Origin of the sequence: Paenibacillus alvei DSM 29 (genome assembly GCF_000293805.1) — a bacterium.
Taxonomy (GTDB): Bacteria; Bacillota; Bacilli; order Paenibacillales; family Paenibacillaceae; genus Paenibacillus_B; species Paenibacillus_B alvei.
In genome coordinates this window covers 226,186-251,183 of record NZ_AMBZ01000001.1, presented here as the reverse complement: position 1 = coordinate 251,183, position 24,998 = coordinate 226,186, and the positions used below count along the sequence as shown (strand labels likewise).

General features: G+C 46.5%; 19 protein-coding genes. 12 read left to right on the top strand and 7 right to left on the bottom strand.

Features of this window, described 5'->3' with window-relative positions; translation table 11 throughout:
- Nucleotides 1-426 precede the first annotated feature (426 nt).
- The 5 genes from PAV_RS01315 (at nt 427) to PAV_RS01295 (ending at nt 6,951) form a co-directional block, all read left to right on the top strand.
- Nucleotides 427-1,740, top strand: coding sequence for an SPFH domain-containing protein (locus PAV_RS01315; RefSeq protein WP_005542953.1), 1,314 nt, complete (start codon nt 427-429; stop codon nt 1,738-1,740).
- On the top strand, nt 1,737-2,483 hold the full coding sequence (locus tag PAV_RS01310) for an APC family permease (protein ID WP_005542952.1): 747 nt from the start codon (nt 1,737-1,739) through the stop codon (nt 2,481-2,483). Before PAV_RS01315 ends, PAV_RS01310 begins: the two co-directional genes overlap by 4 nt.
- Nucleotides 2,484-2,786: 303 nt before the next feature.
- Entirely contained in the window at nt 2,787-4,277 is a 1,491-nt protein-coding gene (locus tag PAV_RS01305) for a glycosyltransferase family 39 protein (RefSeq protein ID WP_238555755.1), read from the top strand.
- 108 nt (nt 4,278-4,385) lie between these two features.
- Nucleotides 4,386-5,798: an erythromycin esterase family protein gene (locus tag PAV_RS01300; RefSeq protein WP_005542949.1), complete on the top strand. Its 1,413-nt coding sequence runs from the start codon at nt 4,386-4,388 to the stop codon at nt 5,796-5,798.
- A 202-nt stretch (nt 5,799-6,000) separates the two neighbouring features.
- Nucleotides 6,001-6,951: a helix-turn-helix domain-containing protein gene (locus tag PAV_RS01295; RefSeq protein ID WP_005542947.1), complete on the top strand. Its 951-nt coding sequence runs from the start codon at nt 6,001-6,003 to the stop codon at nt 6,949-6,951.
- A 263-nt stretch (nt 6,952-7,214) separates the two neighbouring features.
- On the opposite strand, the gene PAV_RS01290 is transcribed toward PAV_RS01295, so the two are convergent.
- The 3 genes from PAV_RS01290 to PAV_RS01280 all read right to left on the bottom strand — a co-directional run bounded on the left by PAV_RS01290 (nt 7,215) and on the right by PAV_RS01280 (nt 13,697).
- Nucleotides 7,215-9,545: a S9 family peptidase gene (locus tag PAV_RS01290; RefSeq protein WP_005542945.1), complete on the bottom strand. Its 2,331-nt coding sequence runs from the start codon at nt 9,543-9,545 to the stop codon at nt 7,215-7,217.
- Nucleotides 9,546-9,712: 167 nt separating this feature from the next.
- Complete coding sequence (locus PAV_RS01285) at nt 9,713-12,064, bottom strand: S9 family peptidase (protein ID WP_005542944.1); 2,352 nt, start codon at nt 12,062-12,064, stop codon at nt 9,713-9,715.
- 175 nt (nt 12,065-12,239) lie between these two features.
- Nucleotides 12,240-13,697 (bottom strand): esterase-like activity of phytase family protein, encoded by a 1,458-nt coding sequence (locus PAV_RS01280; RefSeq protein WP_005542942.1) that lies wholly within the window; start codon nt 13,695-13,697, stop codon nt 12,240-12,242.
- A gap of 327 nt (nt 13,698-14,024) precedes the next feature.
- Between PAV_RS01280 and htpG the strand changes: the two genes are divergently transcribed.
- Entirely contained in the window at nt 14,025-15,902 is a 1,878-nt protein-coding gene (htpG, locus tag PAV_RS01275; protein ID WP_005542941.1) for a molecular chaperone HtpG, read from the top strand.
- A gap of 86 nt (nt 15,903-15,988) precedes the next feature.
- On the opposite strand, the gene PAV_RS01270 is transcribed toward htpG, so the two are convergent.
- Together PAV_RS01270 and PAV_RS01265 are read right to left on the bottom strand one after the other, a co-directional pair.
- Entirely contained in the window at nt 15,989-17,074 is a 1,086-nt protein-coding gene (locus PAV_RS01270) for a serine hydrolase domain-containing protein (RefSeq protein ID WP_005542939.1), read from the bottom strand.
- Nucleotides 17,071-17,640, bottom strand: a complete 570-nt coding sequence (locus PAV_RS01265) for a TetR/AcrR family transcriptional regulator (RefSeq protein ID WP_005542937.1) — start codon at nt 17,638-17,640, stop codon at nt 17,071-17,073. The genes PAV_RS01270 and PAV_RS01265 overlap by 4 nt, the downstream gene beginning before the upstream one ends.
- A gap of 216 nt (nt 17,641-17,856) precedes the next feature.
- Between PAV_RS01265 and PAV_RS01260 the strand changes: the two genes are divergently transcribed.
- The 5 genes from PAV_RS01260 (at nt 17,857) to PAV_RS01240 (ending at nt 21,990) form a co-directional block, all read left to right on the top strand.
- Nucleotides 17,857-18,399, top strand: coding sequence for a sigma-70 family RNA polymerase sigma factor (locus PAV_RS01260; RefSeq protein ID WP_005542936.1), 543 nt, complete (start codon nt 17,857-17,859; stop codon nt 18,397-18,399).
- On the top strand, nt 18,386-19,810 hold the full coding sequence (locus PAV_RS01255; RefSeq protein WP_005542934.1) for a DUF4179 domain-containing protein: 1,425 nt from the start codon (nt 18,386-18,388) through the stop codon (nt 19,808-19,810). Before PAV_RS01260 ends, PAV_RS01255 begins: the two co-directional genes overlap by 14 nt.
- 51 nt (nt 19,811-19,861) lie before the next feature.
- Nucleotides 19,862-20,494 (top strand): hypothetical protein, encoded by a 633-nt coding sequence (locus PAV_RS01250; RefSeq protein WP_005542932.1) that lies wholly within the window; start codon nt 19,862-19,864, stop codon nt 20,492-20,494.
- Nucleotides 20,495-20,854, top strand: a complete 360-nt coding sequence (locus PAV_RS01245) for a hypothetical protein (protein ID WP_005542930.1) — start codon at nt 20,495-20,497, stop codon at nt 20,852-20,854.
- A gap of 98 nt (nt 20,855-20,952) precedes the next feature.
- Nucleotides 20,953-21,990 (top strand): hypothetical protein, encoded by a 1,038-nt coding sequence (locus tag PAV_RS01240; RefSeq protein WP_005542928.1) that lies wholly within the window; start codon nt 20,953-20,955, stop codon nt 21,988-21,990.
- 101 nt (nt 21,991-22,091) lie between these two features.
- Here PAV_RS01240 and PAV_RS01235 read toward each other — a convergent pair whose 3' ends face one another.
- Complete coding sequence (locus PAV_RS01235; RefSeq protein WP_005542926.1) at nt 22,092-22,910, bottom strand: WcbI family polysaccharide biosynthesis putative acetyltransferase; 819 nt, start codon at nt 22,908-22,910, stop codon at nt 22,092-22,094.
- Between the two features lie 74 nt (nt 22,911-22,984).
- Nucleotides 22,985-23,671 (bottom strand): glycosyltransferase family 2 protein, encoded by a 687-nt coding sequence (locus PAV_RS01230; RefSeq protein ID WP_005542925.1) that lies wholly within the window; start codon nt 23,669-23,671, stop codon nt 22,985-22,987.
- A 272-nt stretch (nt 23,672-23,943) separates the two neighbouring features.
- On the opposite strand from PAV_RS01230, the gene PAV_RS01225 reads away from it, so the two are divergent.
- Nucleotides 23,944-24,993: a LacI family DNA-binding transcriptional regulator gene (locus PAV_RS01225; protein ID WP_005542922.1), complete on the top strand. Its 1,050-nt coding sequence runs from the start codon at nt 23,944-23,946 to the stop codon at nt 24,991-24,993.
- Nucleotides 24,994-24,998: the final 5 nt, after the last annotated feature.

The following is a 24,998-nucleotide window of genomic DNA, read 5'->3' as shown; positions in this document are numbered from 1 at the left end:
TGCAATTATCGTTTAATGCTGTGCTTGAAATATGGTAATCAATACTGGGTTGAGTTGAGGGAAATTGAAATGATCGATCAGCAAGATAAACGTTTTAACACTAAACATTTTAACACGAAAATAAATATATGCACAATGAGAAAGGTGTATGAACTTTATAATTTCGACAAGCATGAATCAGGGGAAGGTCCTTTTGGATTTCCATCATTAGGATGGTGTCCCACGCGGCTGGCTTATATAATAGAAACGGGAGCAGATAGAAGAAAGATTAGGAATGGGGACTTCATTAACGATACATTATGCGAGCTTTTTCGTACTCGTAATGTAGCGCTTATTTCATAGTTTATGGATAGAGGGGCGTATAAGCTCCATTATTAAAGGCAGTGGCAGAATTCCATACTTGATATACGGAGGTACTACAACGGGATGGCAATTATTGATGTTATTAAATATGACGGTTCACCGGATGTATTTGCATGGAAATTTCCAAATCAGGAGCTTGCGACATGGTCGCAGCTAATTGTAAATGAATCGCAGGAAGCGATCCTGTTTAAAGGCGGTCAGGTACTAGACAGCTTCACAGCAGGCAGATATACGCTTAGTACCGCAAATATTCCGATCTTGAATCATATTGTAAACTTACCGTTCGGTGGAGATTCTCCCTTCACGGCAGAAGTCTGGTATGTGAATAAGGTGCATTCTCTCAATGTGAAATGGGGAACAAGAACGCCGCTTCAGCTGCAGGATCCGAAATACCAGCTGTTCGTGAAGGTGCGCTCCTTCGGTCAGTTCGGCATTCAAATCGAAGATGCGCGCAAGTTTGTGGGCAAGCTTGTCGGCACGCTGCCGGTGTTCAATCAAGAGACGTTATCCGAATATTTCCGCGGCGTATTGATGATGAATATCCATCAGTTGATCTCTTCCTATTTTGTTCATCGCAAGATTAGTATTTTAGAAATTAATGCTTACATATCGGATATTTCCAAGCATATTCAAGAGTTGGTTGCACCGGTGTTCGAGGAATACGGCATTCGACTGCTTAATTTCTATGTGGACTCCGTCAATACACCGGAGGATGATCCAGCAACGCTGCGGCTGCGCGAAGCACTTGCGAAGCGCGCTGAAATGAACATTATCGGCTTCACCTATCAGCAGGAGCGCACCTTCGATACGCTTGGACAAGTGGCGAAGAATGATAGCAGCGTCAAGTCGGATCTGATGGGGGCTGGAATGGGGCTTGGCATGGGATATGGCGTCGGCGGAGCTGTGGGTGGCGTTATGACTCAACTGGCAGGCGAGCTTCGAGTTGATGGGCAGGACATGGTATGCCCGAAATGTCATCGGAGCAATCAGCATGATGCATCCTTCTGCACAGGCTGCGGTACATCGCTTGCTGCATCAGGCGGAGCAGAGAAGCCAATCCTGGTGAAGTGCTCGGCGTGCGGGGAGCAGATGCCGCGTACGACCAAGTTCTGCCCGAACTGCGGGGATCCGTATCATCCCTGCCCAGAATGCGGTGCAGACAATCCGCCGGATCAAGGTGCTTGTATCGAATGCGGACAAGCGCTGCCTGTTCCTTGTCGCCATTGCGGCAAGCCTGTGACGAGCAAGGTCAAGTTCTGTCCGCACTGTGGCGAGGAGACAGCACTTACTTGCAAGGAGTGCGGATCTGAGGTTAGGCCTGGCCAAAAATTTTGCGTAGAATGCGGCAATAAGCTGGTGCAGGAGGGATCATCATGAAGCGGGTATTACAATTGAAGTGGATAACGACTGCGATCTTTTTCATCCTAGCAGCAGTTACAGCCGGCCTGTTTTTTGGACTTAGCGAGGCGGATTCCCGAGGCTTCTCATGGTGGCTATCTCTTGGTTCACTGATGCTGGCGGGTTTGATCAGCTACTTATTTTGCATGAATGTATTATTCCATCTCTCGAAGCATAAGGATGAGGTTCCGCTGAATTTATCCATAATGGCAATTGCTTTCATGTATAATATCGCTGTTCTGATTCATATCGTACTCTTTTGGCTTGTGATGGACGTGCCGGAGAAGATGTATATGTGGATCCATATTATTACCTTTGCAGCGGCGTTTATTTTAGCCCTTTTAATTGGCCTTACCCGAGTATCTGTCGGACGCTTGCAGAGGGAGGAAAGCTATCGGGTGCAGGCAATGAAGCGGCTACTTCTTGTCGTGCAAGGAGCACGCCTGGAGCTGGAAGGCTGGAAAGATGCTGAGCGCGATGGGCTTGTAGAGTTGATGCGCAAGTTGGAGGAGCAGGTAAAGTATAGCGACCCGATGTCTGTTCCCGCTATGGTGTTAGAGGAAGGGCAGCTCATGGAACAGGCGGATCGTCTGGAAGCTGGCGTACAGTCAGTCGTACGTGAACGCAATACGGTATATTCTGCAGATGAGCTGCGTGACATGATTCGCAAGTTGTCGAATGGAATTAAGCTTCGCAATGAACAATTGGCAAATTTGAAATAGAGTGTCGTATTACTACTTGTTGTAGGACTCGCTCGAATTGCGATGCCCAGAGTAAAGTATCTCCTTATTTAACGGCAACCTGCGAATATTGAGGGTCTACGACTCCATATATATAAATAAAATAGGACATAGCTGCGCAATGGAAGCATACGTTTCTTAAGGTGCAGCTTTGTTATGTATAGGGTGACTGTCCACGGCACTGGTTGTGGTGGTTGTCACATTATGGATGGTCTATCATTTTGAAAAAATGATGGTACAATGGATTTTGTCAATTTGAATGAAACAGGTGGGATATCCTTGGAGATGTCGTTACGTAAAGCGCGGATTTGCAAGAAACCGTTGCTTTTTATTTTGCTTTCTTTTTTGTGCATCATTCTCTTTTTTATGATTGGCATCTTCATGGGATACAGTCCCGATATGCTTATTCAGGTACCGTTTATCATGGCAGGCTACACATGTTTTGTATTTATGCTCGCCTATTTTGCCTATCGGCATTTGCAAGAGGAACAGGCATTTGTCTTCTTTATCGCATGTATAGCATTCGGTATACGGTTTATGTGGGTGTTACTAGTTGATACGAATCCGGTGTCGGACTTTCATATTATGTATGATGCGGCGGTGAAAATGTCGGTGGGGGATTTCTCTTATAACGACAGCGATTATTTTCAGGCATGGACATATCAATTGGGCTTCACCATGTATCAGGCGCTTATGATTAAATTATTCGGCACAAGCTTGCTGCCATTGAAAATCCTAAACGTACTTTGGTGCACGGGCATCACGGTGCTTGTATATAAAATCGGGCGAATGATCTTCAATGAATTCGCGGCTAAATTCGCCAGTATTACGTACTGCTTCTTCGTGCCAAGCATTGTGATGAGCTCGGTGCTCACCAATCAACATTTGGCCACTTTTCTGTTTTATCTTGCGTTTTACTATTTGCTCAAAAATCTTACTCCGGGCTGGAAGGTGAGTATTTGTACGGCGGTACTCGTCTCACTCGGCAATCTGATAAGACCGCTGGGCGCAGTACTTCTTTTAAGAATCCTACTGTATGTCGTGATCTATTTGATCGTCCTGAAGAAGCAATCCATCAAAAAAGGGATCGGGTTCGTCGTTATTTTCTTCACCACCTATTTTGCGGTATTCTATTTCGTCAGCCTTCTGGCGGTTAGCACGGGCATCTCTCATGCTCCATTAGTGAATCATGATCCGATGTGGAAATTCGTATTGGGCTTCAATCATGATACAGAGGGAGCCTTCTCGGAGGAAGACTTTAAGAAGGTTACCCAATATCCGCTTGGGGAAGAACGAACCCGAATTGAAAAGGAAATGGTGCAGGAGCGTCTATCCGATCTTGGAAAATTATCAGGTCTATTTCTAAGTAAGATCAGGCTCATGTGGAGCGAAGTCGATGCGCTGTATTGGAGCTTAAATACGGCCAGTGTTAGCCATCTGTTCAGTATGATTCATACGTATTCATACATCGCATATTTTGTAATCATGTTGATCCTATTCATCTCAGTCGATCTTCTTATCATCTCCCGTCAGGATATGGATCAGAAATATTTGTTCTTTATAATATTGATATTGGGTTATATGGGAGTTCATTTGCTGATTGAGGTTCAGCAGCGATATCGGTATTTTATTATGCCGTCTATGATTCTGATTGAAGGCTATGGAGCCTATATGCTGGCTACCGTGATGTCCAGTTGGAAAAAACGCTATCCAATCCATAGGCTGCTGCGGATGCGAACGAAGGAAGCACGAGCAAATATGGCGGAGGAAGCGTAACATTTCTTCCTTTAAACAAGAATTAAACGAGATCCATCCATGAATTTAACCTTCCCGAGATATGCTGTCCATGTGAGAACAACTAGACCTAACCGGAAGGTGGAGCGAATGATAGGATGGAAGCGAGTGTTCGCAATCGGAGCAGCTTGCATAATTGCTGGCGCCTCTATAAGCAGCAATGCAGCAGCCAGCAGTGCGGACACGGAAGAAGCAGGAAAGGCAAGTGCAATCGTAATCGCACAATGGAAGCAGTGGGTGAAGGAACATGTGAAGCCGATTGCAGGGGGCGTTGTAAACTTTGATAAAGATCGGAAGGCTGCTGAACGATTCAAGGATTTACAATTTCTGAAGCCGCTATTGCAGCATAAACGCCTGATCAGCTTAGGAGAAGCATCGCATGGTGCAGCGGAATATAATTCGGTGAAGGTTCGGCTGGTTCAATTTTTGCATGAGCAGCTTGGGTACGATGTCCTCGCTTTTGAATCGAATCTGGGCGAGGCGACTGCCGCATTTGTACAAGCCCGCAATCATACACCTGCTGAAATGATGAAGAACTCCATTTTTGGCGTATGGCAGGTCGAGGAGAACTTGCCGCTCTTTGAATATATCGTAGAGCAAAGCAAGACAACACGACCGCTCATATTGACGGGGATTGATGTGCAAGGTACTACAGAGCCGTTTATTACCTTCATGGAGAAATGGTTCGCGCATGCAGACAAGAGTAAAGCGGTATCGTTTGTGCAAACGGAACGTTGGTATTTGAAAGTACATACTTATAACGACATGGATCGCTTCAATCGAGAACAACCTCAACTGATTGCGAAGTATCGCCTGTTTCAGATGTTTCTAAGGGAAAACAAAGTGAAGCTGCAGGCTGTGTATCCAGAGCATCCGGAGCTGGTGACAGTCACGGAACGTGTGTTGCAGAACCGGATCGATATGCTGGAAACGTACTGTGGACGAATGGTGAAACTGTTCGCCGGTATTGAACCTGAGCGCCAAATGAAAGAAGCAAGTTATATACGGGATCAGCAGATGGCGAGCAATGCGGCATGGCTTGCGGAGCAACTGTATCCAGATAAGAAGATCATCGTATGGGGACACAATTATCATGTACGGAAGCATAACTCGACGATGGTGACTGAGCATAATGGCTTCGGCTTCGACAATAATCCTTATCCAACGATGGGAGAGATGCTGCCGTTCTCGCTGCGGAAGGACAATTATGTGATCGGTCTGTATGCTTATCAGGGAAGCTCCAGCAAGAACAGCAAGGAAACCGAGCGAATTTCACAACCTCACAATGAAGGAAGTATAGAAGAGCTGCTGAAGGCGGGAGGTCATGCCTATCAGTTCCTTGATCTCATGCAAGTTAAGCTTGACCCGCGTACATCATGGATGTTCACCCCTCGTATTGCCAAGGCGTGGGGCATGCTTGAAGAAACGATGATCGTTCGTGAGCAATATGACGGTATATTATTCGTTGATACGATTCACCCGTCACAGCGAATAGCGAAATAAGGCTGGAAATGAGGGGCTGCATAGGGGATGCAGCTCCTTTTTTTGCATATCTGAGAAAGGGGATTTTCCTGCTATTTCCCCTCGCATTCCACTTACGTTATCTCCTGTTCAGCCAATCATGATATGATAGGAGAGTATTCTTTTCCAGTCTGACTTGGATGGGAAGGACATGAAGCAGAGGCTGAGGAAGGAGGGGGAACCGATGATGCTCGAGCGTCGTGAGTTGATGCAGAAGCCCATGCCACAGAAAGTCCAATTTTATCGTGCTGAGAGCGAGATCGGAACACCGCTGCCTTTTAAAATTTATCGATGGAACCAAGCTGGCGGCAGCATACGTGATCATACGCATGACTATTTTCAAATTTGGTATGTGGTGAAGGGCGAGTTCATGCATACGATTAATAATCGTACGTACCGAATGGTGAAGGGCAATATTTTTGTTATTCCTCCTTATGCTGTTCATCGTGTGACATTGGTGCCTGGTCAGGGAATTGATATTATCGGTCTTGAGTTCCTCCCGCATTTCATTGATGAGCAGTACCAGCCGCACAATGGCAGCAGGGGCAAGTTCGACTACTCCTATCTGGAGCAGTTCATGCTGGATGAGGAGCATGTGACCCCGAAGGTGGCGCTGTCTGGCGCAACCGATATGGAAGTATCGAAGATTTTACATGATATGCTGGACGAGTATCAACAGGGCAACCGTTATTATGAACTGGTGCTCAAGGCGGACTTGCTGAAGCTGATGACACTGCTAGTACGAGAGATGGATCGACAGCGCCATTCCGATGATGCAGATGACCGGTTGGGCAAATTTAAGGAATTAATGACGGCAGCGATTCATTATATTCATGAGCATTATAATGAGGAGCTTCGCTTGGAACTGATATGCCGCAGATTTAATATTTCGAAGACGTACTTCTGTGATTTATTTAAGCGCTTCACTGGCAAAACATATAATGATTATTTGGTCGATTTTCGGATTCACAAGGCGGCCGCCATGCTGCTCGATACCGATATGTCGGTAACGGATATATGTTTCCAAGTGGGTTTTAATGACGTTCCGTATTTTTCCCGAGTTTTTAAGCGCAAGACAGGAGTCACACCGAGTCATTTCAAAAAGAACGCTTTGTCTGTGTGGCAGCATACGTAGATGAACTCAGACCCAGAGTGTGTATGATGCCATGTGAAATGATAGAAAAAATTGTGAACCCTTGCCCTCAGTAGATAGATGGGATGAGCAGCAAATAGGGAGGGATAGCTCCTAGTAAGTAGTGAGCAGCTATAGCTGCATCGTATGGAGAGATATGGATAGTGAAAATAAGAAAGATCGGGTTCAGCGCATCAGAGACATCTGACTGCTGAAACCCGATCTTTTTTACATTATTGATGGCAAATACGTCCAGGTGATACGAATCAAGGTTTCAGATGTGTATTCAAAAACTTCACCATGGCATTGTAGAATTCGATGCGATTTTCCTCATTGTTGAAGCCGTGGCCTTCGTTGTCCTTCACCATATATTCAACGTCTACGCCTCTCTTCTTGAGGGCCTCGACGATTTGATCGGACTCTGCTTTGTTCACGCGCGGATCATTGGCGCCCTGCGCAACAAAGAGCGGTGTCACGATTTTGTCCGCATGGAATACAGGAGATGCGGCCTTCAGCATGTCTTTGTCCTTCTCCGGATGACCGATGCGCTCATAGAACATGTTGCGGTTCGCTTCCCAATAAGGCGGCAATGTATCAAGCAGGGTGAAGATGTTGGATACCCCGACATAATCGACGGCGGCTGCATACATGTCTGGCGTAAACGTGATGCCGGCTAATGTCGCATATCCGCCGAATGATGCACCGTAAATGCCGACGCGCTTCGGATCGGCGATGCCTTGCTTGATTGCCCATTGTACGCCATCCGTGATGTCATTTTGAATGTTGCGGCCCCACTGCTTGTTGCCGGCGTCGATGAATGCTTTTCCGTAACCCGTAGAGGAGCGGAAATTGACTTGCAGAACGGCATATCCGCGATTAGCCAGCAGCTGAGCCTCCGTATTGAAGCCCCACATGTCGCGGGTCCATGGACCGCCATGCGGATTCACGATCAGAGGGAGATTCTCCGGCGTCTTATTCTTCGGCAATGTTAAGTAGCCATGAATCGTCAAGCCGTCTCTGCTCTTATAGGAGATCGGGTGCATGTCCGCCATCTGTTCTGGATTGAGCCAGTCACTCAGGTTGGCGAGCAGCGTCAATTGATCCGTTGTAGAATCATAGTAATAGTATTTGCCCTGCACCTTATCATTGGATAGGCTGACGATGAGCTTTGTTTTGTCTTCATTGTAGTCGTTGATGCCGATTTCGCTTTCTGTTGCTTGCAGCTTGTGCTGCAGCTTTTTATGCAAAGCCTCGAATGATTCATCAAAGAATTTCGCATGTACTTTATCCGTTATATAGGCAGTCATGAGCAGTTTATCCTGCTTATGGTCATACACCGCTCCTGCCAAATCGACGTCCGGATGGGAATAGATCAACTGCTCGTTGCCCTGAAGATCGTACTTGACGAGCGCGGATTTGTCGCGTCCTTTATTCGAAACGGCATAGATCGTTTTGTCGTCCTTGGTGAAGCCGAGCGGGCTAACGGTGTCGCCGCCTGATGTCGTAATGAATGGCTTGAATTCTTCTTCCTCTGTAGCCCGGTACAATACGACACCTTCGATGCCGTCTGAAGCAACGGCAAGACGAATTTTGCCGTCATGGTCGGCAATCCATTCTTGAATGTCGCCCGGATTTTTCGCGACAAGCTTCGTTTCGCCTGTCTTGATGTTCAGGTTGTACACGTCAAATGCCTTGGCGTTTTCCTTGTTCATAGAGACGAGAATCTCGTCCTTAACGCCGGACAGTGTGCTGACTACGCCGACACGAACTTTATCGAATGGCGTTAAATCCTTTTCTTCATTGCCGTTGAACGCCGCCGAGTACAGGTGGAAGTTCTCGTCTCCGCCCTTATCCTTCAAGTAGAGGATATGATCGCCTTTCCAGAAGAAGCCGGAAATATCGCGATCCTTGGAGCTCGTTACGCGTACCGTTTCACTGGAACCGTCCATCTTCTGTACGAAGACATTCGCGCGATTTTCCCACGCCGCTGCATAGGAAATATAATTGCCGTCCGGAGAAAGCTGATAGGAAAAGCTTCCAGGGTTGCGCATGAAATCCTCGACGGAAATTTGCGGCACCCCCTTATTGTCGATACCGGATCGGCTCAGCTTTACAACGTTCTCAAGTGCGGATGCAGCCTCGCGCAGCGTTGCAGCGTTATTCTCATGCAGTTTCCCATCAGGGAATCCCTTGAGTAAGCCCAGCGTCTTGGCGCGTTCCGCGTAATCGGTCAAGCTCTTCTCGTCTTGCTCCTTGCCAAGCGCACGAACGAGAATGCGGGCAATCTCGCCGCGCTTAATCGGCGCATCAAGAGATGTGAAATCCCCGTCAGCTACCAAACCTGCATTTTTAGCAGCCTTCATCGGCTCGATGCCGTGTTGGTACGTGAGCGTCAAGACGGCAAGGCGGACAAATTCGTCTACGGAGACCGTAGACGTCAGCTTTGCATGTTCATCCAAAATTCCTTTGGACGTAAGCGCATGAATCCCATTTTGGTACCAAATTGTAGCTTCGGTTGGCTTCTGCGCCATGACAGACGCCGGCAGTGATGCAGCAAGCACAGCTGCAAGTGAGGCAGCAATCCATTTCTTTTTCAATGACCTGAACCCCTTTGTATATGTTCATAATTTAAACTACTCCAAATATATACGTAAATATTGGGATTGCAGGATTCATGTAAAATATAACAGTTAGAAAGGAGATATTGTTTTTATTCATCGTCATTTATTCATAAAAAGGCCCTTTCTTATGGGAAAGAGCCCTTTTATGAATGGGGACTATTTTTTAAATGGGTATCCAAGAACTTGATCATGGCATTGTAAAAGTCGATGCGGTTCTCTTCATTCTGGAAGCCGTGGCCTTCATTGTCTTTCACCATGTACTGCACATCGATGCCTCTTTTCTTGAGTGCGTCTACAATCTGATCGGATTCAGCTTTATTCACGCGCGGATCATTTGCTCCTTGTGCGACGAAGAGCGGTGTAATGATCTTATCTGCATGGAATACAGGAGATGCAGCCTTAAGCAGCTCCTTATCCTTTTCAGGATGCCCGATCCGTGCATAGAACATATTGCGGTTCGCTTCCCAATAAGGGGGCAGCGTATTCAGTAGAGTGAAGATGTTGGACACCCCCACATAATCGACGGCTGCTGCATAGAGGTTAGGCGTGAAGGTAATGCCGGCAAGTGTAGCGTATCCGCCGAATGACGCGCCGTAAATGCCGACGCGGTTTGGATCTGCAATGCCTTGCTTGATTGCCCATTTGACGCCGTCTGTAATGTCATTTTGAATATCGCGTCCCCATTGCTTATCACCTGCGTCGATAAATGCTTTCCCGTAGCCGGTGGACGAACGGAAATTCATCTGAAGCACGGCATAGCCCCGGTTCGCGAGCAGTTGGACTTCCGGATTGAAGCCCCACTTGTCACGTGCCCAAGGCCCTCCGTGTGGATTGACGATCAGCGGCAGATTCTCAGGGCGTTTATTTTTAGGCAATGTCAAATAGCCATGAATGGTTAAGCCATCTCTGCTCTTATAGGAGATTGGGTACATGTCGGCCAGATTTTTAGGCTTCAGCCAGTCGCTTAATGTCGTAAGCAAGGTCAGTTGATCGGTTGTCGAATTGTAGTAATAGTATTTGCCTTGAACCTTGTCAGTGGATACAGCGACGATAAATTTCGTTCTGTCCTCGTTGTAATCCGTAATATGAACTTCGCTTTCCGATGCATGTAATTTGGTTTGGAGCTTGTGGTGCAGAGCTTCGAAACCGGCATCGAAGAAGTTAAGATGCGTCTTGTCTGTCACATAAGAAGCCATGAGCAGCTTATCCTGCTTGTCGTCATACACCGCACGATCCAGATCAACCTCAGGATGGGAATAGATAAGCTGTTCCTTGCCTTGCAGGTCGTATTGGACGAGCGCAGTTTTATCGCGCCCCTTATTCGTAATCGCATAAATGTGTTTATTGTCTTTCGTGAAGCCAAGCGGATTGACCGTATCCCCTGAATCGATTTTGATAAACGGTTTAAATTCAGCATCCTCAGAATCGCGATACAGTATGGCTCCTTCAAGTCCGTCAGAAGCTACCGCCATACGGATGGCGCCATTATGATCGGCAATCCAGGCTTGAATGTTGCCAGGGTTTTTCGCTACAAGCTTGGTTGCCCCTGTCTTCACGTTCAGCTTATATACATCGAATGCTTTCGCATTATCCTTGTTCATCGTAATCAGAATTTCGTCCTTCACATTGGAAAGTATGTTGACTATGCCGACTCGAACCTTATTGAATGGTGTCAGATCCTTTTCCGCATTGCCATTGAAGGCTGCCGAATATAAATGGTAGTTCTCATCTCCGCCCTTATCCTTCAAATAAAGAATGTGATCGCCCTTCCAGAAGAAGCCGGCAATATCGCGGTCTTTGGAGCTTGTGACACGAGTAGGCTCGCTGGAGCCATCCATCTTCTTCACAAATACATTCATCCGGCTCTCCCATGGCGCTGCGTAGGAGATATGGTTGCCGTCTGTGGACAACTGATACGAGAAATTGCCTGGGTTGCGCATGAAATCCTCAACAGAAATGAGCGGCACACCCTTGTTGTCGATTTGAGCTAGCCGGAGCTTACGCAGATTGCTTAGTGCTGAGGCGGCCTCGCCAATCGTTGCATTTTTATTTTCGTGCAGGCTGCCATCCGGATACCCGATAAGCAAGCCTAGAGCTTTCGCACGCTGCGTATACTCGGCCAATGTTTTTTCGCTGTGTTCCCGTTCCTCGGAATCATAGGCGCGCACGAGGATACGGGCGAGCTCTCCGCGTGTAATCGGAGCATCGGGGGATGTGAACTCATCAGCTGTGATCCAGCCTTCATTCTCAGCTGCCTTCAGCGGATCAATTCCATGCTGGTAGGTGAACGATAGTGCAGCGTAGCGTATGAAATCCTTAACCGGGACGGTGGATGTTGGCTTTGCCTGATCGGAAAGGATGTCTTTGGAGATGAGGGATTGGATCCCTTCTGTGTACCATGTTGCAGCAGCGGTTTTCTCTTGTGCGATAACGGTGAGCGGGAATGATGCAGCGAGCAGTGCAGCAAGCGTGGCGGATAGGATTTGCTTTCTCATTGCTTGAATAACCTCCTTATATGTACAGACCCATATATGTATATGTTAGAGTTACCTGTTTAGTATTGGATCATTTGCATATAAGAGGTAGCTTACTTGGAATCGTGTGAAATATACATTAACACCCCGGATCGACGAAAGTGTCGGTTCCGAGGTGCTGCAATTGGTGGAAATATTATCGAATGGTATAAGGAAGCTTGAACGTCCACAGCTCCGTACCATTATCGGCTGTTGGGCTGTCTACACCGAAGTCATTGTCGTTGACGATGACCAGCGTATTTCCATTGACAAGGGACACGCCTTCTATTTTTTCATAAGGGTACCTATGTTCAACAGCATCCAGCACGGTACGCTTGGCCAGCGGTAAAATATTGCTTAACTTCAAATCGGCAAGAGACATTTGCTCCAGCGTTTCGCCAGCCTTCTCGTCGTCATACTTGCCCAGAATGTTTGTAGCCGTAGTGAGATCGACGGCATAGATGCGCTTCAATTGAGCTTTATCGCCTGCATTTTTGTCACGCTCATCAATCAACAGTGTATTCTCGTTGACAGCTACCAAGTCGGAGATTACAATGTCCGCTTGCTCTAGGCCAGTGAACTGCTTGGCATCCTCCGTCATGTATACATACTCAGCAACAGGCTGTAACGTAGCTAGGTCTAGCTTGATGATGCGCAGTTGACGCGAGTTGTCTGCAGACTTGTCTGGATTGCGAAGCGGGCTCTGCATCGACATGAACATATATTTGCCGTCTGGCGTGATGCCAACACCTTCAGCACCGCGATTTTGACGAAGCTTATTGTACACAGCAGGCAGCACTTCTCTAGCTGGAACGAGCGGCGCAGATACTTGAGCCGCCCATCCCTTCGGGACAATGCGCTCAATAATCGTACCGTCACGCTTTACATGCACGATCGATGGACCGTATTCATCTGAAATCCAGAACGTGTCATCCTTGGCATTATAGGCGAGTCCCTCGATATCGAGTCCGTAAGGATCATAAGCGAGGCCTTTTTCCCCTTTTGCATCGAATGGGGCTTCATCACGACCTTTAATATTGGGGAGTCCTGTAACATGCGCATTTCCGGTCGTCGGATTTTTGCCATTCACCTTGAGCGGGATTTGCCCCAAAATTTTAATTTCACTTTGATCGATTTGAATCTTGTATAAGCTCGGCGTATAGCTTGCTAACGGGAACGTCCGGCGAGTTTTGCCGCCTGCTTCGACTTGACCGTTCGGTCCACGGTCGGCAGTGGAGTAGAACACATTGTCAGGATCGCCGGGCACATGCGTCAAGGAAGAGCCAATGCCCATCTTAATGCCTTCAGCCAAGTTCGCTGCATTGAGCTTATATTTTCCAGTCAGTTCAGGCTTGTCCGTCAAGGCAACACTGCCTCTGAATTCATCCCAATCTACATATTTTCCAGTGACTTCACCAAGTGCACGTAGAGGCATATATAAGCGAGAGTCGACTTCGACGGCAGGCGAGGCAGGAGTTACAATCTTGCCGTTGTTCGTGTATGTAATATGATTGGCCGGCATTACACTGTCAGCTGCATGGACAGAGGAAATTCCTGTGCTAGTGGTCAATATGAGCGCTGCTGCAGCTAGCGCAATTATTGCTTTGTTTTTCATTTGTATGTCCCTCCATAAGGCGAATCTATAATATGTGCGTTCCTATCATATTCACCTGGATTATAGCAACCGCTTGTTAAGGATATGTAATGGAAGAGTTAAGGACATGTAAGAAAAAAGTTGAGAGTTTGTAAATGAAATAGATAGGTATTGAAAGTTGAAATCAGAATTTCCCAATTATGTTCGTAATATAGTTGACAGCAAAAAATAGACTAGGTACACTAAATATATTGTTAGCACTCTATGTGGTGGAGTGCTAATTCATAACCTACTATGACAAATGCCTAATATGCAAAGAAATGAAAATACGAGAGGAGATTTTTATTCATGGCTAAGAAGCAATTCAAAGCAGAATCCAAGCGTTTGTTGGAAATGATGATTAACTCGATCTACACGCAGCGCGAAATCTTCCTTAGAGAGCTTATCTCCAACGCAAGCGACGCGATCGACAAAATGTACTATAAGGCCTTGTCCGATGACAGTGTGGTATTCAATAAAGAAGATTACTTCATCAAAGTATCGGTAGATAAAGAGAGTCGTACGTTGACAATAGCCGATACAGGGATCGGGATGACGAAGGAAGAGCTGGAGAACAACCTTGGTATCATCGCGAAGAGCGGTTCCCTTGCCTTTAAGACGGAGAACGAAGCGAAGGACGGCCATAACATTATCGGTCAATTCGGTGTAGGCTTCTATTCCGCATTCATGGTTGCTGATGTCGTAACCGTTATTAGTAAGGCGTTCGGCAGCGATGAGGCGTTTAAATGGGAATCGAAGGGCGTGGACGGATACACGATTACGCCGAGCGAAAAGGATGAGCCGGGTACCGTCATCATTTTGAAAATCAAGCCTAACACGGAGGAAGATCAGTACGACGAATATTTGGAAGAATATCGTCTGAGATCGATCATTAAGAAATATTCGGACTTCATCCGTTATCCGATTAAGATGGACGTGAAGAAGCATCGTCCGAAGGAAGACGATGACAAGGAGCTTGAGGAGTATCAGGAAGAAGAAACGATCAACAGCATGGTTCCAATCTGGCGCAAAAACAAGAACGAACTGACGACAGAGGACTATGAGAATTTTTATAATGAGAAACGCTACGGCTTCGACAAGCCGCTCAAGCACATTCATATCAGCGCAGACGGCGCCGTTGTATATAACGCGATCTTGTACATTCCAGAAAATACACCATTCGACTATTACACGAAGGAGTATGAAAAAGGGCTGGAGCTATACTCAAACGGTGTCTTGATTATGAACAAATGTGCGGAGCTGCTTCCTGACTATTTCAGCTTCGTGAAAGGGATGGTCGACTCCGAAGATTTGTCCTTGAACATCTCGCGCGAAATGCTCCAGCATGATCGTCAATTGAGCTTGATCGCGAAGAACATCAAGAACAAGATCAAGAGCCAGTTGCAATCCTTGATGAAGGACGAAAGAGAGAAGTATGAACAGTTCTTCCAATCGTTCGGCAGACAGTTAAAGTATGGTGTGTACAGCGAGTATGGCATGAACAAGGATGTGCTGCAAGACCTGATCATGTTCTACTCCTCCAAGGAGAAGAAGCTGGTATCGCTTGATGAGTACGTAGCAAGAATGCCAGAAGATCAGAAATACATTTACTACGCAGTTGGCGAATCAATCGAACGCATCGAGAAGCTGCCGCAAACTGAGCTTGTGTTGGATAAGGGCTATGAGATTCTGTACTTCACAGACGACATTGATGAGTTCGCAATTAAGATGCTCATGAAGTACAAGGAGAAAGAATTCAAGAACGTATCGAGCGGCGATCTCGGTATCGAGTCCGATGGCGATGACAAGTCTGCTGACGAACAAGACGAGAACAAGGAACTGTTCGAGGCGATGAAGGACATCTTGAAGGACAAGGTGAAGAGCGTTAAAGCTTCCAAGCGCTTGAAGTCCCATCCAGTATGCCTGTCTGCGGAAGGGGAAGTCTCCATCGAGATGGAAAAAGTGTTGAACGCAATGCCGAACAACCAAGCGGTGAAAGCCGACAAGGTGCTCGAAATCAACGTCAACCATGAGGTATTCCAATCCCTGAAGAACGCTCATGCATCCGATCAAGAGAAGCTGAGTCTGTATACGAACCTGCTGTACAGCCAAGCGCTCTTGATTGAAGGCTTGCCGCTGCAGGATCCGGTAGAATTCACGAACGATATGTGCAAAATTATGGTGTAACGAAGAGGTCTTCTTCGATAACAATGAAACATGATGGATGATAACCCGCTGTCGGCCTTAACGCTGGCAGCGGGTTTTTGCGTTTGTTATTTGCATCTCAGAAGGACGTCGATGGCTTTGAACATGATGCGAACTGCCTTGGCGGTGGATCGCAGTTGATTTAAGCTGCCAATCAGATAGGCATCAAGAGCAGGGTGGTAGAACATAAAGGTTCCGGAATAGCCCCATGCGCCCCACACATTATACTTTGCAGGGAGAAAGAGTGGGACAGTCCGAAAACGGACAATGCCGTAGCCATAGTCCACACCCGGTCTGAACTTCGTCCATACTTGCATCCGCTGGAAGCTGTCCGCGGATATCAGTTTTCCGCCCGTAAGGGCCTTCATAAATGTCAGCAAATTATCGGAGGTCGAAATCAAGGCACCGCCTGCGTACTCCATACTGATGCTTTTGTAATCGGTGATAACGGTCTGATCGGCGTATAAGTCGGCTATGGGGTAAGGATCTTCTTCAGCCGGCATTGAATAAAAAGCCATATGCGTATGATGGAGCTGCAGCGGTTCAAAGAGGTAATGCCGAAACGCCTCATGGAGCGGAGTGGATGTAATGCTTTCAATGAGTAGGCCTAATAAGTGGTATCCGGTGTCCGAATAATGAATTCCCTGACCGGGAGGGAAATGCGACTTTAAATGCTCCTTGGACCATTGGATGACCTCTTGCGGCGTCCATTGGCGCGAAGGCTCCGAGGTGAACAGATCGAGCATTCGTGGGCCTTGCTTAGGTCGATCCTCGAAGTAATCATGTAATCCGGAGGTATGACTGAGCAGATGCTTGATTTGGATTTGATTGGAGTAATCAGTTCCCTTGTAAATATGCAGCTTGTGCATCAGATCAGGGGGAAGGTAACGATGGATAGGGTCTTCGTAGGAGAGCTTGCCTTCTTCTGCGAGCATCGCGATAAGTACTGAGGTAAACAGCTTGCTTATGCTGGCAATATAATAGCGTTGCTGTGGAAGGGCTGACTGGTCTCGTGTCTTGCCTTCCGCAATGTTCAAATGAATGCCCAAGGGCTCGCAATGCACGAGGAAATAGGCATTGTGAAGCTTGCGATTGCGTTGTATAACGCCTCTAAACTGCCGCTCAATTTGTTTCATTGCTTCCTGACGATTCATTTTCGTTCCCCTTTCTGCCGCATGCGGGCGGCAGCGATGATATCGGCGGATGTACTGTCCATGACCTCAATGTCGTTGAAGCCTTCCGGCAGCAGGCCATTTGCGGTCATGACGGACAGACCTAACGTGAATATTCGCATTTTAAGCAGGATAGGTATAAGCTCTTCATCTGTGAAATCGGTAAGCTCCGGATCGGTTTTCATTCTGTCGATAAATCCATTCATTTCGTTAGGCTCATGCTGCAAATAGGGGTTCGGTCTCATGACCATATCGCGGAACAGCAGCGGGTATTCGCGAGCGAAGCGGAGAGTGGCAACACCAATGTCGTGGAAAGGCTGTCCCGTATCCTGACTGAGAAGATATTCGTCGCTGAAAGCAAAAATACGCTTTACGACCTCTTGAATGAGCTCTCCGACATCTGTGAAGTTGACATAAATAGGCGCAATTGAGCTTCCCAGATATTCCGCGACCTTGCGGATTGTAATGCTGTAAATTCCTTCTCGCATGGCAATGTTGAAGGCGGCATCAATGATCGTATCCCGCGAAAATTTAGTCTTAGGCGGCATAGCTCGTTCCTCCCCAGTGGGTATCCAATGAAATATCGTCTGATACATATCAATTGATATTTATATATTCAGTATATATGTGGCAGGTGAATTTTCCATTACTCAGAAAAATATGAGATTCCAAAATTAAATATCGTGTAGATGGAACCAACTTCCTTCATAGCCAATCTAACGAAATAGAATAAGCTTATTCAAATCTAGAGGAGGATTATAAATGTGCTAACGGTAGACGAAGTAAGGCTGGCACAGCAGGGAGATTGCGAAGCATTTATTCGGCTTATTACTGGGATGGAGCGCAGTTTATATCGGGTAGCACGTTCCATCTTGAAGCGGGATGAGGATTGCGCCGACGTGATTCAAGAGGCGATATTCAAGGCGTTTCGCGCGATACATACCTTGCGAGAGCCTGCTTACTTCCAGACATGGATGTTTCGTATTTTGATGAATGAATGTCACCAATTAGTCAACAAGCAGAAGCGGGTTGTCGTTATGGCTGATCTTCCAATGAAGTCGGCAACTGCTGCGGATGATGAGCATATCGAGTATTTAGATCTGATCGCGGAGATTGATCGGTTGGAGGATAATCATCGTATCGTTATTTCGCTGCATTATTTTGAGGACATGTCTGTGAAAGATATAGCGGAGCTGCTTGATACGTCGGAAGGAACGATTAAGTCGCGCTTGCATCGGGCCCGTGCAGCGTTGGCGAAGGTGATGGACAATCCTTTTGAAAGGAAGGGCGACTATGAAACATGTTGATATGGAGCATGTGCTCAAGCAGGCGGCTGCCAATAAGCCTCGCGAGGTTCCAGGTGTGGTGCGGCAGCAATACGACGCTACCTATGCGAAGCTTCGAGAGCTTGCAGCTAAGAAGGACGCTGTGCCTGATGTTGTAAAGCAGAGTGTAGAGCAGTCCGTTCAAGCACTGCGATCGAATGCGGCAAGCCGAAAAAAGAGACGCATGCGCCAAGTCGCCATCATTACGGCAGCGGTGTCTTTTATCGGCATGGGCATTATCGGCTCTGGGTTCGTGTCGCCGGTGATGGCGCAGACCTTGAAGAAGATTCCACTTCTGAATACCGTGTTCACGATTGCTGGAGATTTAGGATTGCAGGCAGCGGATGAAAAGGGGCTCGTCGAAGATGTCAATCAAAGCATGACGCTTAACGGAGAAACGCTGAAAGTATCCAAGGTCATCTACGATGGGACGAGATTATCCGTGGGCTTTGTTCAGCCGGCGCCAGGGCGAAAAATTGAACAAGTAAAGCTGGTGATTGACGGAGAACTCGATCATTTTGCGAACAGTTTACGGGATCGCATCCTGTCGGAAGACGGCAAGACGGTAAACAGTGTCATTAATTTTAGGCCTAACTGGAACCTGCCCGATGAGTTTGAATTGAAGCTGTTTGTGTTCTTGGAGGGAATGGAGCAGGAGCGATTTGAATTCAGCTTTCCTGTGAAAAAAGTCCCTTCGCGAACCATCACATCTGACATGGTTAGAAAGTACGGAGAGACGACGATGAAAGTAGACAAAATCGTGATGTCGGAAGCTTCAACTCAAGTGATATTGAAATATACATATCCACAACACTTCATGAAGGAGGAGTCGTTGATGTACATCGAGTCTCACGTTGCCATTATAGATGATCGTGGAATTGAGCTTGAACTTGTTAATGGAGGCGGAGGGACGGGGACGCTGATTAATGAGGTTATGCACAGCACGTTGGATTTCAATTTCGCACCGTTTCAACATCCACCGAAATCAATTACGGTAAAGCCATATTTCATAAGAATCTCCAAGAATCCATTGTCTCAGAATAAAACTACGGTTACCGAGATGCCAAGCGAAGATAAGCCACTGATTCTCAGCCAAGGAGCGGCCGGAAGTTTGGAAGTGACGCGCATGAAATGGAAGGGCGACAGATTATTTGTCTATTACAACAAGGTTGGCGACAATCCGTTTGGTAACGGTCGTTATTTACATGTGGAAGACGAGCAAGGGCATTTGCTCAACAAAAAGCAAATTCGGGTGGTCGATCCCGAGAATTATGGCTTTGTCGCGGAATTTGACCAAGTATCGCCCGATCAGAAGCTGACATTCGTGACGGAGGATATTCCACTCGTGGATTATATCAAGGACTTGGAAATGACAATCCCTGTAACGGAATAGGTACACAAAATAGCTGAACGCAAACAGACAATGCGAAGGGAGCAATTTCAAATGAAATCATGGAATAAAGTATGGATGTGCATGGCGGCAGCAGCGCTTGTGCTGACAGCCTTACCGGAAACGGAATCCTATGCGACGAAGAAGGTCACACAGGCAAGTGAGCAAAAAACGATAAAGCTAAAAGATTTGGATAAGGAAATCCAAGAGAAAATTAAAAAAGAGGTTCGTGATTTGTTAGGCTTGTCTATCGCTGAGGCCGATGTGATCATGGAAGGATCGAACTTGACGATTACTTTCAAAGACAATTTAGGGAATATGATGATGAGCAAGAACACGAAGGAAATTATATTTTTGAACCTGCGCCTCACCTTCGCTCAATTAGATAAGACCAAGCAAAACAAGATGTTGGGCTTGCTTAATGAATTGAATCATAAACGGAAGTATGCACCGAAACAGGTAGATATACATAAGTCCTCGGGTCAAACCCGTATTTCGATGCTGGGTGAGGATTTTGCCGCGTCCATGACGGATCAGGATCATACCGCTTATATTGACTACGCCTATAAGAACATAGATGCTTCGATACGGAAAAATGCAGAAGCAGCCTTGAAGAAGTTTTCGAATGGCGGAAATCCAGTATTAACGAAAGCTCAACTGCACAAGTTCGTGAACAAAGATCCGTAAATGAAAGAGAATTCCTACGTATGGCGAATTGACGGCGGCAATGAAGAGCAGTGGGTAGGTCTGGAGATCGGTGCTGTTACGGGCAAAATCTATGATGTTCTCTTAAAGAAAATAGATGTTCCTGACAAAGACAAAGCATATGCGGATTTAGACATCAAGAAGGTGAAAGCTGCGGTAGAAGCCAAATCAAAGTCTTTATTCAATATAAGCTTGAGTGGGTACGGGGTGAAGCAGGAGTCGAAATACGGAAATAAATTTTCCTTTACGAAAAAAGGCAGTCCTGCGATAGAAGCAAGAGTGGACTTGAAAGGGAATTGCTTCAGCATCAGTCTGTTACCTGAGAATGGCAAGAGGAACTAATGGAAGCCGGAAAAGCTCCGGATATAGGCTCAAGGTAAAGCGCCGAATAAAATTTTGGGTGAAACTAATTTAGGAAGTTGATATAGGAGGATTTATTCATGAAACGATGGAACGTATTTCTTTTATCCGTAACCGCGGCGGCGCTGTTTATGGCCTCTATTCCGGCACCGACATCCGCTGCGGCAGCAGCGGCCAACTCCAAACAACAAGGCGAGCCGGGATTCACACAGACCGTTAAGGATTTGGACAAGGAGTTGGTGGAGAAGGCGAAGGAAGCTTTGAAGCCGTTCGTAAATGGAGAAATCGATTTTGAGGGCGTTCGGTATTCGTATAAAATCGATGGGAAAAAAGAGCCTACTCTTTATTCGAAAGCCTATCGAACCGTAACGTATCCCGTAAAGGGAGAGGAGAAAATATTTGCTGCCGAGGTTACGATCAAAGCACAAACCGGCGAAATCTATCAAATCAGACTCGATCCTCAACTCTCTTCCTTGGACGAGGGCATCCGGACAAAGATCAAGGCAGCCATCACAGAAACAGAGAAGAGTCTCTCGTATGACGATATTACAAAATTGAACATTCATGGAGCAAGCGGCGAAATCAGTACGTTAGGTCCTTACCATCTTGCCATCGACGCGAAAAGCGGCAAAGTGCAGATGGCAATTTATAATGTGCCGAAGTCTAAGGTTGATCAGAGGGCTGTCCAAGCTGCTCAACAGGCAGCAGGAGCATTAACCGGCGGAAAGAAGATAGCGTTCGATTCCGTCCAACGCTTTGTAGGGGAAGGGGCTGACCTTTATTTATTCACTCAAAATAACGAGCAGTCAATAAACGTAAGGGTTGAGGCGGCAACGAGTAAGGTACAGAATATTTCTTTGGGGGCAGAAAGACCAGTTTATAGCTCCAGGGAAGAGTTGAAGAAGAAGTTCGCCAAGCCAAAGTATACTGCTGCGGAAGCCATAAAAACAATGAATCCGATGATTAAGAAAATATTCGGCATCGACGTGACAGGATACCAAGTAAAGGTAGAGGATAACAACTATACGTTTTTGAAAGAGGGCAGTCCAAGCATTTTGGCAGCTATAAATGAAAAAGGAAAGGTCTTCGTACTAAACAGAGAAATCGTTGCGAAATAAGAGGCCTTAGGCGCTCTTTCAGCAGAATAAATCAGAGAGCTGGTTGCTCTCTGATTTTTTTACATCTGATCAGAGTCACTTCCGACGAGATTATGCGAACCCTACACCAGTTGCAGCTCCTTGCTGTGAATATCCACGTACCGCGCAATATATTCCTGGAAGGAGAATTTCTCGTCTCCCAGCGAATAGATACGGGCACCCGGCTGCAGAAATTTTAGGTTCAAATGCTTGATGACGCTTGGATAAATAGGATGAATCAAATCAATAAAATCGACATCATAAAAGGCGTTCGCAATTTCGAGCGGGGAAATTCCGATTCTCTGCAAAATGTTCATCGCTAAGTAACGGATAATATGGTATCGAGGATGGCAGACCGTGCAAAACAGATGCTCCTTCTGATAATGCTGCTCGATGAAATTCGCAAGCGGAATATCGATGCCGATCTCCCGTTGGCGGAGGTTGTTCATGAAGTCAGTATGGATTATGTGCAATTGCTGGGCTGAATAAAATTGCTCATCAGACAGCAGCGCGACGATTCGTTCTTTGCTTTCCCCTTTCTTTAACAATCGGATAACATTCTGATCCTCGTATCCGTAAAGGGTATCCTTGTTATCGAAAGTAAATTGCGGGTAATAGGTCTTAAAGTAGGCATTGCCTATGCTGATTTTTACGCATCGCTCTGGGAGCTTGCTTAACAAATACTCGCTGGACAAATACGGACCATAAGCGTCGCTCGTTCTCATGTAAATGAACAGATCGCATTCGCCCAGAAGATGATCGCCTACGCCAATTTCTTGATTGCAACCTTGAATAGGAAGTATCTCAAGCAGTTTATAACTATAACGGAATGTGTGTGAAGACATCAAATACCTGCGTATCGGAAACACGTGGCAATTCCCGAATACAATACATTTTTTCATCGACTGAACCCCCTTTGTCTTGCCTATGCAGGCAGAATGTCAATCCATGCTTGCGGTTCGTATTCGGGATCAAGCTACAGGAGATAGTGATCTACGGGATTAAGAGGAAAATGATTGAAAGGAAGTTGGTATGTCTCTTGCCCCAATGAACCGCCCCATTTGATTTCGTAGTATCGCTGATATAAGGGATAGGTAACTTGATGGAGGTGGGATAGGAGCGGATCAGACTTCACCGTTGACGCCCCGGTATTATGATGAGTCACTTGAAGCCCAGTATGAATGATTGGGTAGCCTGACAATACTACTCTCCGATACCAATCTTGATCGGAAAAGTACATCGGCAGCAGCGTATCCCACGGGCCGGCAGTCTTTATCGCCTCCATCTGAAAAGCAGCGAGTGTATCCAGATTCGTGAAGGCAATTCCCCATTTGTAACCTACTTGCTGCCAAGCTGCAATTGTCGATAATAATGCTTCTGGAACCCCTTTAAGTGCTTCTGCATCAGAATGCATATACAGCACGGCATCGCAGTTCCTCTCTGCGCCCCATTTCTGCAGCATATTTTGGGATTGGCTATGTGAAAAAGGGATAGGAGGCTCATAAATAGACACGATGGAAGAAAGGGAGGTTTCCCGGCGGAGATCGCGGCTGCTGGAGTTGTCGATAACGACTGTATGCGGCCAACAAGGCTGAATGCTCGCAAGTGCCTGAACTAATAAATCGAGCCGGTTGACATAAAAAATGCCAAGAATATAATTCATCTGAAAGTCCCTCCACAAAGCTCCGACACATAGCGGATTGGATGATCTTATGTTTGTATATATAATGCAGAACAATTGCCGTTGGTCAGGGACAAAATGTCCCTACTTGCAAAAAATATACAGTACAAAGACGGATTATTCAGATGGAGAGCAGCACAATAATATGCTTACTTCATGCTTTCAAGTGTATGATCCCTGTGGTATGCTGTGATTTACAACAAGGCTGCTTACATGATGTCGAGAAGATAATGTCATACTGCCAGGGAGGAAGCATGGTCAGACTGAAAGATATTGCAGAGAAGGTCGGCGTATCGATATCGACCGTATCACGAGTCATCAATCACGATGACAGCAGGAGAATCAGTGAAGAGACGAAGCAGAAAATATGGCAAGCCGCCAAATCACTCAATTATCATGCGACATCCACAGCCAATTCCAAAGCGCGTACCCGCACGCGGAACCACTCAACTCCAGTGTCCACTCATGCGATTGGCTGCATCCTTTCACTTCCCGACAACAAGTACAATCATCCTTACTTTTCTCCAATCATACAAGGAATAGAGGCTAAGCTGCTCGAGGCAGGAGCTTCACTTGCATTTTTGCATACCCAGGCCGAACTAAAAAGCCCCGTACTATTTGAATCTTTACTCCAGTCTTATCAGCTTAGCGGAATCATTTGTGTGGAAGGAATGAAACCTGCGCTATATAAGTGGCTAAAGGAAAGAGTGCCCAATATTGTAGGTATCGACGTAGCGGATCCTACCGTACCGGTCATTTCCTATGACCGAATGAATGCGGCGAGAGTTGCGGTTGGTCACCTTATTCAGAATGGCCACCGTAAAATAGGATTTATTGGCGGAAAGGGACTTCTCGGTCAACTGGAGCGGGAGAAGAGGTATCGTGGGTATCGAATTGCTCTGGAGGAAGCAGGCTGTGAGCTGAATCCAAATTGGGTCGTCGATGCAGAATGGGATGCGGATCGCAGCTATGATGGAATGAAGCAACTGGTCAAGCTTGAGGATCGCCCCACAGCAATGTTCTGTGCGAGTGATATGATGGCGATTGCAGCGATGCGCGCAGTGGCGGAGGAAGGCATGTCTATTCCTAGCGACATCGCATTTATCGGCGTAGATGATATCGAATTTGCAAAATATAGCTCCCCGCCGTTGTCGTCCATTCATATTCCGAAGTATGAAATGGGGTACGCAGCAGCGAAGGCGCTGTTGGATGGGCTTACCGCTCCTTATCCAACACCGTTTCGCATGCTGCTTCCCTTTGAACTGGTTGTGCGCGAGTCAACGAATAGTCAAGGAGCATCCTAGCTTGA